Raw genomic sequence first — 14,032 nt, forward strand, 5'->3', positions numbered from 1 at the left:
GCCGCGCGCGGCCGTGCCCGCGCCGCGCGCGGTGGCGCCCATGCCCTCCCGGAAACCCATGCGGTCAGTCCCCCAGTCCGGTCCGCATCGTCACTCCCTGTGCGAACGTTCTGAACCATCTTCACCCTGGAAGGCCCCGTCTTCACCCCCACCAGGGCCAGGACTGGGCCAGGAATGACGTTTACCCGGGCCTCAGCGAACCCAACCTCGGACCAGAGATGCGCGTTGTGGCCGATGGGGTGCGCGGCCACGCCTTTCCATGAGCGAGAATTGGGCTGTGAGCCCACTCCGTCAATCCAGCCCCGCGCGTTCGTCCACCACCGGGTCCGCCCGGCGAGCCCGTCCGCCGGCCGTCGACGCCGCCTGCGCGGAGGCCATCGATCTTGCCCGGGAGGCCGCGGTGGAGACCTCGCGGCCCGTTCCCGTCGGCGAACATCTGGGCGTACGGGCCGAAGGTGACCGGCTGGTCACGCACTACTTCGACTGTATGGACCCCGCCTACCGGGGCTGGCGCTGGGCCGTCACCGTGACCCGCGCCTCCCGCGCCAAGGTCGTGACGGTCGACGAATGCGTCCTGCTGCCCGGCGATGACGCGCTGCTCGCGCCGCCCTGGGTGCCGTGGCTCGAACGCCTGCGTCCCGGCGACCTCGGCCCGGGCGATCTGCTGCCCACGGCACCCGACGACGTCCGGCTGGCACCCGGGTTCACGCAGGTCAGCGACGCGGCCGATCCGCAGCTGGGCTGGGAGCTCGGCCTCGGCCGGCCGCGCGTGCTGTCCCAGGAGGGGCGCGACGAGGCCGCGAGCCGCTGGTACGAAGGGGTGGCGGGGCCGCGCGCCCCGATCGCGTCCTCGGCTCCGGCGCAGTGCTCGACCTGCGGGTTCTACCTGCCGCTCGCGGGTGAGCTGCGGCAGATCTTCGGCGTCTGCGCGAACGAGTACGCCCCCGACGACGGCCGGGTGGTCTCCGCCGACCACGGGTGCGGTGCGCACTCCGAGGCGGTCAACCTGCCGGCCGCCTCCGAGCACAACCCGCCTGTGATCGACGAGCTGGGTTACGACCTCATGCCCGCGTCAGCCGCCGCCGCGCCGGACGCGCAAGCCACGACAGCCGTGCAAGCCACGCCGGATGCGTCGGACACGCCGGACGCGTTGGACACGCCGGACGCGTTGGACACCGAGGCCGAAGAGGCGCTCGGCCACAGCTGATCCACTCGTACGGTGTCCTCGATGTCGTGCAGACGGATGGGTGAACGGGCCGGTGACTGAACCGTCGGATCGAGCAGAGACCTCCCGCGCCGGCGTCGACGCCGGTATCAGGGCGGGAGCGGATACGGGTGAGGCCGACGGGGCCGATCCGTTCGGGAGTGATCCGTTCGGGATCGGGGCTCTCCGTGAACGGGTGCTGCGCGCCTGGGCGGAGTCGCCCGCGCGCTTCCGCGAGGACGCCAACGCCGAAGAGGACTACGCGCTCGGCGGCTACCGCGACCGCGTCATCGTCGAACTGGCGCAGAACGCCGCCGACGCCGCCGCGCGGGCCGGAGTGCCGGGGCGGCTCTGGCTGAGCCTGCGGGACGGCGTCCTGCTTGCCGCCAACAACGGGGCCCCACTCGACGCCGCCGGGGTCGAGGCGCTGTCCACCTTGCGCGCGTCGGCCAAGCGGGACGACGCGGGCGCCGTGGGGCGGTTCGGGGTCGGATTCGCCGCCGTGGTCGCGGTGAGCGACAACCCCTCGATCGCCGGGGTCGAATGGTCGGCGACCCGGGCACGCGAGCTGGTGGCGCGCGTCCCCGCGCTCGCGGAGGAGCTCGATCGCCGGGGCGGCCACGTACCCCTGCTCCGTCTGCCCTTTCCGCAGACCGGCCCGCGGCCACCCGTCCCTGAGGGCGCCACGACGGTCGTACGGCTGCCGTTGCGCGACGCCGCGGCCGAAGCCCTCGTACGGGACCAGCTCCAGCAGGCCGGCCCCGCCCTCATGCTCGCGCTGCCCGTCCTGGAGAAGATCGAGCTCGACGTCGACGGGGTGCCCCTCCGCACCCTGACCGCCGATCACCGCACTCCCGGCGCGGCGGTGATCGACGACGTGTCCTGGCGGACGGCCGAGGCCCATGGCCCGATCCCGGCCGAGCTCCTGGCCGACCGCCCCACCGAGGAGCGGGCCCGCCCGATCTGGCAGGTGCGCTGGGCCATGCCGGAGTCCAGAGGGCTCCCCGCAGGCACGCCCGCCGTCCTGCACGCCCCGACGCCCAGCGACGAACGGCTCGACTTTCCGGCCCTGCTGATCGCCTCGTTCCCGCTCGCGCCCGACCGCCGCCACGTCGCGCCCGGGCCGCTCACCGACTACCTGGTGGAACGGGCCGCCGAGGCCTACGTACAGCTGCTGCGGGACATCCCGGCGACGCCGCGCCTGCTCGATCTGATCCCCGGCCCGGTCGGCGCGGGGGAGTTCGACGCCGCGATCCGCCGTGCCATCCGGGCCCGCCTGCCCGAGACCCCCCTCTTGCCGACGGCCGCGGCCCCGGAGGGCGGTGCCGTCCGGGGACGGGACGCGGTGGCGGTGGACGGGCCGTCGGCGCTGATCGAGCTGCTGGCGGGCGGGCCGGGGCGCAGCGAGGTCGTCGTACCGGGTCTGCTGCCCGCCGGGTGGCCCGTCCGGCACCAGGCGCTCACCGCGCTCGGCGTGCGCCGCATGGAGCTCGCGGACGTCGTCGACGAGCTGGCCGCGCTCGACCGGGAGCCCGCATGGTGGCGTCGGTTGTACGAGGCGTTCACGGGGGCGTCCACCGACTCCCTCGGTGCCCTGCCGGTGCCGTTGGCAGGCGAGCCCGATCCGTTCAGGGAGCAGGGGCCGTTCGGCAAGCAGAGCGCCCGGATGGTGCGTGGGCCGCGCGGGCTGCTCGTCGCCGCCGACGGCATCGACCCGGCAGGCCTCGACGCCCTCGGGCTGCGGTTCGTTCACCCGGAGGCCGTGCATCCGCTGCTGCTGCGGCTCGGCACGGTGGAGGCGGGGCCGCGGACGGTGCTCGCAGATCCGGTCGTACGGGCCGCGGTGGAGGATTCGTTCGACGCGGACGATCCGGATCGGGTCGCGGAGGCGGTGCTCGGTCTGGTGGCCGCGGCCCACCTCGATCCCGGCACGGAACCGTGGCTCGCCGAGCTCGCACTGCCGGGCGACGACGGCGATCTTTACCCGGCCGGAGAGCTCCTCCTTCCCGGCAGCCCGCTCCGCGACATCATGGCCGACGACGCGCCGTTCGGCGTGGTGGCGGCCGAGCTGGTGGACCGCTGGGGGGCCGAGCCTCTTGAGGCCGTCGGCGTGCTCAACGGCTTCGCCATGGCCCGCGGTGAGGACGTCAATCTGGCCGCTCTCGCCGATCTGGCGGAGTCGTTCGACCTGGATGGCGAGGACCTCTGGGCGGACGAGGTGCTGGAACGGCTCGGATTCCAGGATCTGCCGCCGCTGGTGCCGGAGTTCCAGGCCGTCCGGGACCTCGAGCTCGTCGCCGACTGGGACGCCGCGCTCCGCTCCCTTGCCCGGCCGCCGTGGCGTGCCGCGCTGGTCGAGCCCGCACACGTGACGCTCGCCGACGGCCGTCGCGTGACGGTGCCCTCGTACACGGCCTGGTGGCTCGCACGGCATCCGGTCCTGAACGGGCGGCGGCCTGGCGAGCTGCGTTTCGCCTCCGGCTCAGCGCCGCCCTTCGCCTCCGGCTCAGAAGAGCTGGCAGGGCTGTACGAGGTCGTGTCCGGCGATCTGGACCGCGAGGTCCTGCTGGCACTCGGCGTGCGCACGTCGCTCGCCCAGCTGCTGGCGGAGCCCGGTGGCGCCCAGGAACTCCTGGACCGCATGGGTGACCCGTCCCGCACCGTTGCCCGTGACCAGCTGAGCACCCTGTGGACTGCGCTGGCCGATCTCCCCGAGGACGTGCGGGTGCGGCCGCCGGAGCGGGTGCGCGCCGTCGTGGACGGCGAGGTGGAGGTCGCCGAGGCCCCCGACGCGCTGATCCTCGACCGTCCGGACCTGCTCCCTCTGCTCGCGGGCCAGCCGCTGATCATCGCTGCGCACGGGCGGGCCGAGCGCCTGGCGGAGGTGCTGGACCTGCCGGTCGCGAGTGAGGAGGTCCCGGGCGTACTGGGATCGACCGGCGAGGTGCACCTTGTCCCGCAGGACGTCTTCGCCGTGCTGCCGGACGCCCCCGAGACCTACATGGCCCACGTCGGCCTCCTGGTGAACGGCATGCCCGTCCCCTGGTGGTACCAGAACGGCGTGATCCACGCGTCCGGCCTGGCAGGCCTGGCCCGCGGTCTCGCCTGGTCCTGCGAACGCTGGGAGGACCGCTTCTTCCTGGAAGCCGTCCTCCGCGAGCCGCACGCCCTCCCCATCTTCCAAGCCGAATCCGACCTCCACGCTCCGTGACCTGACGGCGTGATGGTCACTCCGGGTCGGCGGGGGTCCTGCGGGCGGCTCGGGCGGCCTCCTGGCGGGCACGGCCCGACTGGAGGCGGGGGACGTACCAGATGGCGAAGAGGCCGATGGCGATGCCGGTGACGCAGACCCAGAGCCACCAGCGGTCGGCGCCGGTGATCAGGAGGACGATCAGGGCGATCACCCAGGCGACGGTGCCGGCCTGGGCGATCCGCACGTCGTTGGTCTCCAGCGGCGGCGGGTCGGGGCGGCGGGCACGGGTCATGCGATCAGCCTAAACGGCGGCCTCCAGAGATCTGGATCACACCCTCTGTGGCGGCCGGGTTTCACGCTCGTAACGATGGCCGGCGGGACGAGTTCTTTACTGATTGAGGTCTTTTCGGTCGGCCGTGTTTCTGTCACCGTGCGCGCATGAGCACTACCGATGACGCTGTCGAACGGCAGGCGAGTCCACTCGACCGGTACTTCAAGATCTCTGAGCGTGGCTCGACCGTGAGCCGTGAGGTGCGGGGCGGGCTGGCCACGTTCTTCACGATGGCCTACATCGTCGTTCTCAACCCGCTGATCATTGGGACCGTCGCCGACGCGGACAAGCAGTTCCTCGGCGATCTGACCACTCCCGGAGCGAGCATCCCGCTCGTGGCGGCGGCGACGGCGCTGGTGGCCGGGCTGCTGACGCTCGCCATGGGCGTGATCGGCCGCTATCCGTTCGCGATGGCGGCCGGGCTGGGGCTGAACGCGTTGCTCGCGTACAGCATCGCCAGCGGCATGTCGTGGGAGGACGCGATGGGCATCATCGTCCTCGAAGGCCTGATCATCACCGTGCTGGTGCTGACAGGGTTCCGGGTGGCGGTGTTCCGCGCGATCCCGGCCGGGCTGAAGACGGCGATCGCCGTCGGCATCGGGTTTTTCATCGCGTTGATCGGGTTTGTGGACGCCGGATTCGTCCGGCGTATCCCGGGGGCCGTCGGCGAGGCGACAGTGCCCTTGCAACTGGGAGCGACGGGCAGCCTGTCCGGCTGGCCGACGCTGGTGTTCGGGTTCGGGCTGATACTGACCGTGCTGCTGGTGGCGCTAAAAGTGCGCGGGGCGATCCTGATCGGGATCCTGGGGACGACGGTCGTCGCGATCGTGGTGGAGGCACTGGCCAAGGCGGGGCCGTTCAACAAGGGGCCGGGACCGGACGGGAAGCCCGTGATCAACCCCGACGGCTGGCAGCTGAACGTGCCGGAGCTGCCGGACAAGATCGTCGACACGCCGGACCTGAGCCTGATCGGTGACTTCAGCCTCTTCGGGAGCTTCGAGCGGGCCGGGGTCACGGCGGCGATCCTGTTCATCTTCACGGTGATGCTGGCCGACTTCTTCGACACGATGGGCACGGTCGTCGGCGTCGGCAAGGAGGCCGAGCTGCTCGACGAGAAGGGCGAGCTGCCCGGCATCCGCAACGTCCTGCTGATCGACTCGGTCGGGGCGGCGGCGGGCGGCGCGGCGTCGACTTCGTCCAACACCACCTACATCGAGTCGGCCGCGGGCGTCGCGGAGGGCGCGCGGACCGGGCTGGCGAGCGTGGTGACCGGCGGGCTCTTCCTGGTGGCGATGTTCTTCGCGCCGCTGGTCACGATCGTGCCGTTCGAGGCGGCCACCCCGGCGCTGGTGGTGGTCGGCTTCCTGATGATGACGCAGATCAGGCACATCGACCTGAACGACTACGACATCGCGATCCCGGCGTTCCTCACGATCGTGCTGATGCCGTTCGCGTACTCGATCACGGTGGGCATCGGGGCGGGCTTCATCAGCTATGTGGCCATCAAGGCGGCCCGGCGCCGCTTCGACGAGATCCACCCGCTCATGTGGCTGATCGCGGCCCTGTTCGTGCTGTACTTCGCGCTCGACCCGATCAAGGAGCTGCTGAACGTGGGCTAGGCGGCGTGGCCGGCCCCTGAGGTCAGGTGCTCAGGTCAGGTCCTGTGGAGGCCGCCGATGACCATCTGGATGAGGAGTTCGTAGCTGGTCTCCAGATCCTGCGGGAGGCCGAAGCCTCCCGACGCCTCCAAAATGGCGAAGCCGTGCGAGGTCGAACGGAGGGCTCGTGCGGCGTGGATGAGGGCGTCGTCGTCGAGCTCGTACGCGCGGAGGGCGGCGAGGATGATGCCCAGGAGCCGGCCGGCGGCGGCCTCCAGGCGCGGGTCGGGTGCCTGGTCCATGGCGGCGTAGCGGCCCGGGTGGTCCACGACGTAGGAACGGTAGGCCCGCATGATGGCGCGTACCGCGTCGTCGCCGGAACGGCCGAGCGCCGCCTCGCCGAGCCGTCCGGTGAGCTCCTCGATCACGCGGAGCGTCACCAGCTGCCGGAGCTCGGCGAGGTTGCGCACGTGCTTGTAGAGCGACGGCGTCTGGACCCCGGCCTGCGCGGCGACGGCCGACAGGGTGAGGGCGGCGGGGCCCTCGGCGTCCACGATCGCGATCGCGGCGTCGACGACCCCGTCGGGGGACAGCCCTACCCGCGGCATCAGGCGGCCCCCTGGGTGGTCGGCGCGACCTGGCCGAGGAACGCCAGGACGGCGGCGGCGGTCTCGGCGGGGAACTCCTGATGGGGATAGTGGCCCGCGCCCTCGATCATCACGGTCTCCGTCTTACCCGCCAGCTCGCCCGCGACGATGCCGGCCTCGGCCTCGGGGTCGGGGAAGTCGGGGTCCTTGGTGCCGTACATGATCAGCGTCGGGGCCGTGACTCGCCCGAGGCGGCCGTCCATGTCGGTCTTGGTGCCCAGGCCCATCTCTCGGGCGGCGGCCATCCGGCCCTTCTCGCGCATGTTGGCCTTCACGGCGGCCAGGTGCTCGGCGAAGTCGGCGGGCTTCGGGCCCTTGAAGAGCGTCTTGTAGTACATCCCCCACAGTGCCGGGAAACCGAGCACGAGCCTCGCGAGTTGTGTCATGAAGAGGTTCATGGAGACGGGCCGGGTGAAGGCGCCCACCAGCACCAGCCCGTTCACCAGCGAGGCGTCCTCCCCGGCGGCCCAGACCGCCGAGCCGCCGGAGAACGAGTGGCCAACGATGACGGCGGGTCCGCCGAGGTGGCGGATCAACGCGACGAGGTCGGCTCCCGCGCTCGTGTTGTCGTAGGAGGCGAACGGGGTGCTGGACTCGCCGTGGCCGCGCAGGTCCGTCGTGACGACGCGGTAGCCGGCCCGGACCAGCTCGGGGCCCAGCAAACGGTAGGTGGAGCGCAGGTCTCCCATGCCCGGGGCGAGGATCACCAGGGGGCCCTCGCCGGTCACGTCGTAGGCGATCCGCCCGCCGGAAACCTCGATGTACTCGGTCATTCCGCACTCCTTAAGTTCGATAGCCGTAAAGCTAATACTATTAGCTTGTCTTGTCAAGCGGGTCGCATGGGACGATGGAGGCCGGGAGTCCAGCGACCGATCGGAGGGGCCGGAGTCGTTGTGCGCCGCCGCCGGCGAGGGGAATAGCCTTCCCCGCCAGGTCGTTAGCAAAAGCAATGACTTCTGCGAACGAACATGACCATGCCACCGACCGGAACCGGAGCGTCCGTGCCGTCCTCGGCGCACGGGCTGGCCGAAGATCTGCGCATCTCGATCGCCCGGCTGTCGCGCCGCCTGCGCAGGCTGAGGCCCGTACCCATCGAAGGCGCCGGCGGTCCAGGCCCGCTGACGCTGACCCAGTTCGCCGCGCTCGCCGCCCTGGAGCGCCATCAGTCGATGACGCCCCGGGAGTTGGCCGATCACGAGAAGGTGCAGCCGCCCTCGATGACGCGCGTGATCGCGTTCCTGGAGGGCCAGGGGCTCGTGGAGCGCAGCCCGCACCCGACGGACGGCCGCCAGGTGGTGCTGAGCGCGACGACCGCGGGACGGGACCTGCTGGCGGAGGAGCGGCGCCGCAAGGAGGCGTGGCTCTCGCAACGCCTGAGCGAGCTGACACCGGAGGAGCGAGCGATCCTGCGCAAGGCGGCGCCCATCCTGGACAAGCTCAGCCAGGCCTGACCCCGGCGCCCGCCCCCGCTGAGCCATCCGACACCCCGGCTGCCGACAGTGCGGCTGGTGGGATGTTCCGGTCGCTGCGCAATCGCAACTACAGGCTTTTCACCGCAGGGCAGGTGGTCTCCAACACCGGTACCTGGATGCAGCGGGTCGCGCAGGACTGGCTCGTGCTCGAGCTCACCCACGGCAGCGGCGTCGCGCTCGGGATCACGACCGGGCTGCAGTTCTTGCCGCTGCTGCTGTTCGGGCTCTGGGGCGGGGTGGTCGCCGACCGCTACTCCAAGCGCCGGGTACTGATGATCACCCAGGTGTCGATGGGTGTGCTCGCGCTGATCCTCGGCGTGCTGGCCATGAGCGGGACGGCTCAGGTCTGGCACGTCTACCTGCTGGCGTTCGGCCTCGGCCTCGCCACGGTGGTCGACAACCCCACGCGGCAGGCGTTCGTCGTGGAGATGGTCGGCAAGCGCGACCTGCCCAACGCCATCGCGCTCAACAGCGCCACGTTCAACGGCGCGAGGCTGCTCGGCCCGGCGCTCGCCGGCCTGCTGATCGCCGCGATCGGCACCGGCCCGGTCTTCCTGGTGAACGCGGCGTCGTTCGGCGCCGTGCTCCTCGGCCTGTACGCGATGCGCGAGCGCGAACTGAACGTCGCCGAGCCGGTCGCGCGGGCCAAGGGGCAACTGCGCGAAGGGCTCCGGTACGTACGCGGACGCCGCGATCTGATGCTGGTGCTGGCCCTCGTCGGCTTCGTCGCCACGTTCGGCATGAACTTCCAGATCACGGTCGCGCTGGTGGCCCGCGAGGTCTTCCACACTGGCGCGTCCTCGTTCGGCCTCGCCTCCAGCATGCTCGCGGTGGGTGCGCTCACCGGCGCCCTCCTGGCGGCCCGTCGCGCGTCACGTCCGCGCCTGCGCCTGTTGCTGGGCGCGGTGCTGGTGTTCGGCGTTCTGGAGGTGATGACAGGCCTGATGCCGACGTACGGCACGTTCCTGGTGATGCTCATCCCCACCGGCATCGCGCTCATGACCTTCACCACCGCCGCGAACGCGACGATGCAACTGAGCGTCGAGCCGGAGATGCGCGGCCGCGTGATGGGGCTCTACATGCTCGTCTTCATGGGGACGAACCCGCTGGGCGCACCGATGGTCGGCTGGATGGCGCAGGCCTTCGGCCCCCGCATGACGATCGTCTTCGGCGGCGTCGTCGCGACCCTCACCGCCCTCGTCGTCGCGGCGCTGGCAGCTCCCCGCGGAGCAGCCAGCCGCTCGCCGCGCGAAGGCGGCAGTGTCCCACGCCGGATCGTTCGCGTACCGGCGATGCTGGCGAACCGGATGACAGCGGGGCGCGGCTACTGACACTCTTTGACGGTCATTGCTCGGCATGCCGGGATCGCCCGGTTTGATGCCTGCCGGCTATTGATGCAGGGTGCTGCTCGTACGGAGGAGGGGGAGGGCACGGCGATGGCTGTCTCGATGCAGAAAGGCCAGCGGATCTCGCTGGAGAAGCCCGGTGACGCGCTGACGATGGTGCGGATGGGCCTGGGCTGGGACGCGGTGAAGAAAAAGGGCTTCTTCGGCGCCCGCCAGCAGGAGATCGACCTCGACGCCTCCTGCGTGCTGTTCGCCGACGGACGGCTCGCCGACGTCGTCTACTTCGGCAAGCTCGTCAGCGATGACGGTTCCGTCCGGCACACCGGCGACAACGTGACCGGGCACGGCGACGGCGACGACGAGTCAGTGCTCGTCGACCTCGGGCGGCTGCCGGTGCACGTCACCTCGCTGGTGTTCACGGTGAGCTCGTTCAACGGGCAGACGTTCGACGAGGTCGACAACGCGTTCTGCCGCCTGGTCGACGAGACGGGCGGCGGCGAGCTGGCCCGCTATACGCTCACGGGCGGCGGCGGGCACACGGCCATGGTGATGGCCCGGCTCTACCGGCACGCCAGCGGCTGGAAGATGGCCGCCATCGGTGAGCCCAGCCAGGGCCGCACGTTCGAGGACATGTTGCCGTCCATCACCGCGCACGCCTGAGCGCGGACGATCCCCGGATGACAGAGTCCTTTCCTGTGCTGCCCCGCGGGGCCAATGCCCCGCTGCCCGCGCGCCTGGTCGGTGTCGTCGTCTCCTGTGCGGCGCCGGTCGACGTGAGCGCGCTGATCGTGGGTCCCGACCGGCGCGTGCGTTCGGACGCGGATCTGGTGTTCTTCAACGCGCCCGAGGCGTCCGGCGTGCGCTGGTCGGAGGCGGGCGGCGGCCAGCGCATCGACGTCGATCTCGACGCGGTGCCGGACGGCGCCGACGCCGTGATGGTGGCGGTGAGCCTCACCGAGCCGGGGTCGTTCGGCGCGGTCCCGCCGCCGCGCCTGGAGATCGTCGGCGCGAACGGGACGGCGCTCGCGGCGTTCACCGTCGACGGGCTCGGCCCGGAGAAGGCGATCGTCGGATTCGAGATCTACCGGCGGGCCGGCGCGTGGAAGGTGCGGGCCGTCGGACAGGGGTATGCAGGCGGCCTGGCCGAGCTGGTCACCGACCATGGCGTCGAGGTCGAGGACACAGGCGAGAACGCCGCTGAGGAGACCGCGTCCGCGCAGGCGGGCTCGCAGCCCGTGGCGCCCCCGTTCGGCGGGCCTGCGGGCGTTCCGGCGCCGCCCAGGCCGCCTGTGCAGCCCCCTCCGTCGCCGGCGGGGGCACCGCAGCAGCCTGGGCCGCACGAGGTCGGCTACGTCGAACGGTGCTGGCTGGTCTGGGAGGACGCGAGCCGTTCGTTGTCGGCGTTCCGGGCCTCCACCGAGCACGCCCTCGTCATCCGGAACGACGAGATCGCCGGGCGGGCGCCGTCCGGCCGCTACCAGGAGCTGATGAGCGCGGCGACCGAACGCCTCCACGCCGACGCCGCCCAGCTCCGCGACGAGCTCGCCGCCTCCGACCCGTTCTCCACGGCGGAGGTCGCGCCGTTCTCCGGGCCGGCCTGGCTGACCTGGCAGCCGCGTACCGACCTGGCCGAAGGCGTCCTGCTGGGCGGGCTGTCGGTCGACGAACTGCCCGGCCTCCAGGTGCCGCTCGTGTTGCGCATGCCGTGGCGGCGCGGGATCTGGATCTCGCGGGGCGCGCTGCCCGGGGACTCGCTTGCGTACGCGTGGTCGCTGGTCACCCGGTTCTTCGCCGCCCTGCCGCCCGGTGTGGCGGGCGTCGAGGTCATCGACGCCGCGGGCCTGTCGGGCGCGGGCTGGCTGAACGACCTGGACCCGGCGGGACCGGTACTGCGCGAGGTCCTGCTCGGCGGGGGCGTCGCCAGCGGACCCGCCGCCACCGAACGGCTCCGCCGCCTGCTCGACCTCATCGACCTGCGCGGCGTCGGGGCCGACGAATCCGAGCTGCCCACCGGACCGCCGATCAGGCTCGCCGTCATCCTGGACGCCGGTTCGATGCTCGAAGGCGACCAGGCGCACCAGGTGCTCCGCCTGGTCGAGGACGGCCCGCTGGTCGGCGTCCCCGTGCTGCTGGTGGAGACCGACACGCCGGCGGCCGAGTCCGTACGGGCGATGCGGGTGCGCCAGGTGTGCAACAGCCTGCCGTCCATCCCTGACAGCGTCGCCGACTCATGGGTCGGCGCGGACTGGACGCTCACCCCGGACGTGCTACATGACGCCGGCGACGGCACCCGCGCACCGTCCCTTCTCGCGCACGTACTCGGCGCTCACGCCCGGACGATCGCGTCGTACGGAGGGGAGTCGCAGTCGCTGGGATGACCGGCCCTGCGCCGGGACGTGACAACGCGGCTCGGGTGCTGACAGGCTGTGCACGTGGCGATGCGCATCGGGCCTCTGGAACGCCGATGAGACTCTTCGTCGCGCTCGTTCCGCCGCCGGAGATCCTTGACGAGCTCGAGGAGTTCATCGCTCCGGTCAAGGCCGACTGGCCCGACCTCAAGTGGATCCGCCGCGAGCTGATCCACGTCACGCTGACGTTCCTCGGCGAGATCGACGAACGCACCCTGGAGAAGCTGCTACCCCGCCTGGAGCGCGCCGTGGGCCGCCACGACCGGCTCTCGCTCTCGCTGGCGGGGGCCGGCGCCTTCCCGGGCAGCGGAGCGCACGCCCGCGTCGTCTGGACGGGCATCTACGGCGACCGGCGCGGCGTCGCCCGCCTGGCGGCCTCGACGACGGCCGCAGGCCGCCGCGTCGGCACCCCACCCGACAAGCACCGGACATTCCGGCCCCACCTCACCCTCGCGCGGTCCCGCCGGCCGGTCGACGTACGGCCGTTGCTGGAGTCGCTGTCCACGTTCGCCGGCTCCTCCTGGACGGCGACCTCGATCCACCTGATGCGCAGCCATCTGCCGGGGAAGGGGCATCCGGACCTGGAGTACGAGTCGCTCAAGACGTGGTCGCTTCGCTGACGGCATGAGAGCCCAGATGTGGCCGCTGTACGCGGCCGGATTCACCACCGCGTTCGGCGCCCATGGCATCGCGGCCAACCTGGGTTCGGAGGACGCGGTCACCTCGCTCCTTGTCCTCGGTGGTCTTCTCGCCCTGTACGACGGTGCCGAAGTCCTGCTCAAGCCCCTCTTCGGCACCCTGGCAGACCGGATAGGAGCCCGTCCCGTCCTCCTGGGCGGCCTCATCGCGTTCGCCGCGGCCTCCGCCCTCTACACCGCGGCGGACAGCACCGCCTACCTCTGGATGGCGCGCCTCGGCCAGGGCGCCGCCGCCTCCGCGTTCAGCCCCTCGGCCTCCGCGCTGGTCGCCCGCCTCAACCCGACCGCGCACGGAAGGGCCTTCGGCTCGTACGGCTTCTACAAGTCCATCGGCTACACCCTCGGCCCGCTGCTCGGCGGGGCCCTCATGTGGGCGGGAGGGATGCGCCTGCTCTTCCTGACCCTGACGATCCTGGCCGCCGTGGTCGCCCTCTGGGCCGCTCTCGCCGTCCCCCGGGTCCCGCCCCTTCCCAAGACGCGGCAGACGGTCCTCGACTTGGCCCGCCGCCTGCTCGACCGTTCGTTCCTCGGCCCCACCTCTGCCCTGGCCGCCGCAACAGCCGCCCTCTCGGTAGGCGTGGGCTTCTTGCCCGTCTCCGGCGCCGCCGCCGGCATGGGCACCCTGGCCACAGGCGCCGCCGTCTCCGTCCTCGCAGGCTGCGCGGCCCTCGTCCAACCCAAGGTGGGCCGTGCCCTAGACGCCGGCCGCCTCACAGCCAGACGCGGCATCCTGACCGGCCTCGCTCTGACCGCCACTGGCCTGGCCGCTGCGACCATCCCCGGCGTGCCCGGAGTCCTGGCCGCCGCCGCCCTCATCGGCGTCGGCACCGGCCTGATAACCCCGCTGGGCTTCGCAGCCCTAGCCGCCGCCACCCCCACCGAACGCCTTGGCCAAACGATGGGCGCCGCCGAATTAGGCCGCGAACTAGGCGACGCAGGCGGCCCCCTCCTGGTAGCCGGAGTAGCCACCCTGGCCACCCTCACCTACGGCTTCACGGCCCTAGCCCTCCTTCTAGCCATAGCCCCTCTGTTCGTTCTCGTCGGCAGCCGGACAGCCTCATTTTCTCGAAAGCGTCAGCACAAATAGGTCGTTCGACCGGCAGCACACGCGGCCCCAGAGGCACTCCGCGTGCCC

The 14,032-nt window shown here is 71.8% G+C and carries 12 protein-coding genes; 9 read left to right on the forward strand and 3 right to left on the reverse strand.

The features are described 5' to 3' along the window. Nucleotides 1-376 precede the first annotated feature (376 nt). The gene (locus F8566_RS38890) at nucleotides 377-1,207 is read left to right on the forward strand and encodes a DUF3027 domain-containing protein (protein WP_225993934.1); all 831 of its coding nucleotides are present in this window, start codon (nucleotides 377-379) and stop codon (nucleotides 1,205-1,207) included. Nucleotides 1,208-1,259: 52 nt separating this feature from the next. Continuing rightward, a complete protein-coding gene (locus tag F8566_RS38895) occupies nucleotides 1,260-4,415 on the forward strand; it encodes a sacsin N-terminal ATP-binding-like domain-containing protein (protein ID WP_151567391.1) in 3,156 nt (1,051 codons plus the stop codon). Between the two features lie 16 nt (nucleotides 4,416-4,431). On the opposite strand, the gene F8566_RS38900 is transcribed toward F8566_RS38895, so the two are convergent. Then, a complete protein-coding gene (locus tag F8566_RS38900; RefSeq protein WP_151567393.1) occupies nucleotides 4,432-4,689 on the reverse strand; it encodes a DUF2530 domain-containing protein in 258 nt (85 codons plus the stop codon). A gap of 146 nt (nucleotides 4,690-4,835) precedes the next feature. On the opposite strand from F8566_RS38900, the gene F8566_RS38905 reads away from it, so the two are divergent. Beyond that, nucleotides 4,836-6,347, forward strand: coding sequence for an NCS2 family permease (locus F8566_RS38905; protein WP_151567395.1), 1,512 nt, complete (start codon nucleotides 4,836-4,838; stop codon nucleotides 6,345-6,347). A gap of 35 nt (nucleotides 6,348-6,382) precedes the next feature. On the opposite strand, the gene F8566_RS38910 is transcribed toward F8566_RS38905, so the two are convergent. Together F8566_RS38910 and F8566_RS38915 are read right to left on the reverse strand one after the other, a co-directional pair. Beyond that, complete coding sequence (locus F8566_RS38910; RefSeq protein WP_151567397.1) at nucleotides 6,383-6,934, reverse strand: TetR/AcrR family transcriptional regulator; 552 nt, start codon at nucleotides 6,932-6,934, stop codon at nucleotides 6,383-6,385. Then, the gene (locus F8566_RS38915; RefSeq protein WP_151567399.1) at nucleotides 6,934-7,746 is read right to left on the reverse strand and encodes an alpha/beta fold hydrolase; all 813 of its coding nucleotides are present in this window, start codon (nucleotides 7,744-7,746) and stop codon (nucleotides 6,934-6,936) included. The genes F8566_RS38910 and F8566_RS38915 overlap by 1 nt, the downstream gene beginning before the upstream one ends. A 201-nt stretch (nucleotides 7,747-7,947) precedes the next feature. On the opposite strand from F8566_RS38915, the gene F8566_RS38920 reads away from it, so the two are divergent. The 6 genes from F8566_RS38920 to F8566_RS38945 all read left to right on the forward strand — a co-directional run bounded on the left by F8566_RS38920 (nucleotide 7,948) and on the right by F8566_RS38945 (nucleotide 13,984). Further along, nucleotides 7,948-8,424, forward strand: coding sequence for a MarR family transcriptional regulator (locus tag F8566_RS38920; RefSeq protein ID WP_151567401.1), 477 nt, complete (start codon nucleotides 7,948-7,950; stop codon nucleotides 8,422-8,424). Nucleotides 8,425-8,486: 62 nt separating this feature from the next. After that, entirely contained in the window at nucleotides 8,487-9,776 is a 1,290-nt protein-coding gene (locus tag F8566_RS38925) for an MFS transporter (protein WP_151567403.1), read from the forward strand. A gap of 105 nt (nucleotides 9,777-9,881) precedes the next feature. Continuing rightward, a complete protein-coding gene (locus tag F8566_RS38930) occupies nucleotides 9,882-10,451 on the forward strand; it encodes a TerD family protein (protein ID WP_151567405.1) in 570 nt (189 codons plus the stop codon). A gap of 17 nt (nucleotides 10,452-10,468) precedes the next feature. Then, nucleotides 10,469-12,169 carry a TerD family protein gene (locus F8566_RS38935; protein ID WP_151567407.1) on the forward strand — a complete coding sequence of 567 codons (1,701 nt, stop codon included), beginning with the start codon at nucleotides 10,469-10,471 and terminating at the stop codon, nucleotides 12,167-12,169. 86 nt (nucleotides 12,170-12,255) lie between these two features. Beyond that, nucleotides 12,256-12,819: an RNA 2',3'-cyclic phosphodiesterase gene (gene thpR / locus F8566_RS38940; RefSeq protein ID WP_151567409.1), complete on the forward strand. Its 564-nt coding sequence runs from the start codon at nucleotides 12,256-12,258 to the stop codon at nucleotides 12,817-12,819. A 4-nt stretch (nucleotides 12,820-12,823) separates the two neighbouring features. Next, entirely contained in the window at nucleotides 12,824-13,984 is a 1,161-nt protein-coding gene (locus F8566_RS38945) for an MFS transporter (RefSeq protein ID WP_225993904.1), read from the forward strand. Nucleotides 13,985-14,032: the final 48 nt, after the last annotated feature.

The organism is Actinomadura rudentiformis (assembly GCF_008923185.1).
GTDB lineage: Bacteria > Actinomycetota > Actinomycetes > Streptosporangiales > Streptosporangiaceae > Spirillospora > Spirillospora rudentiformis.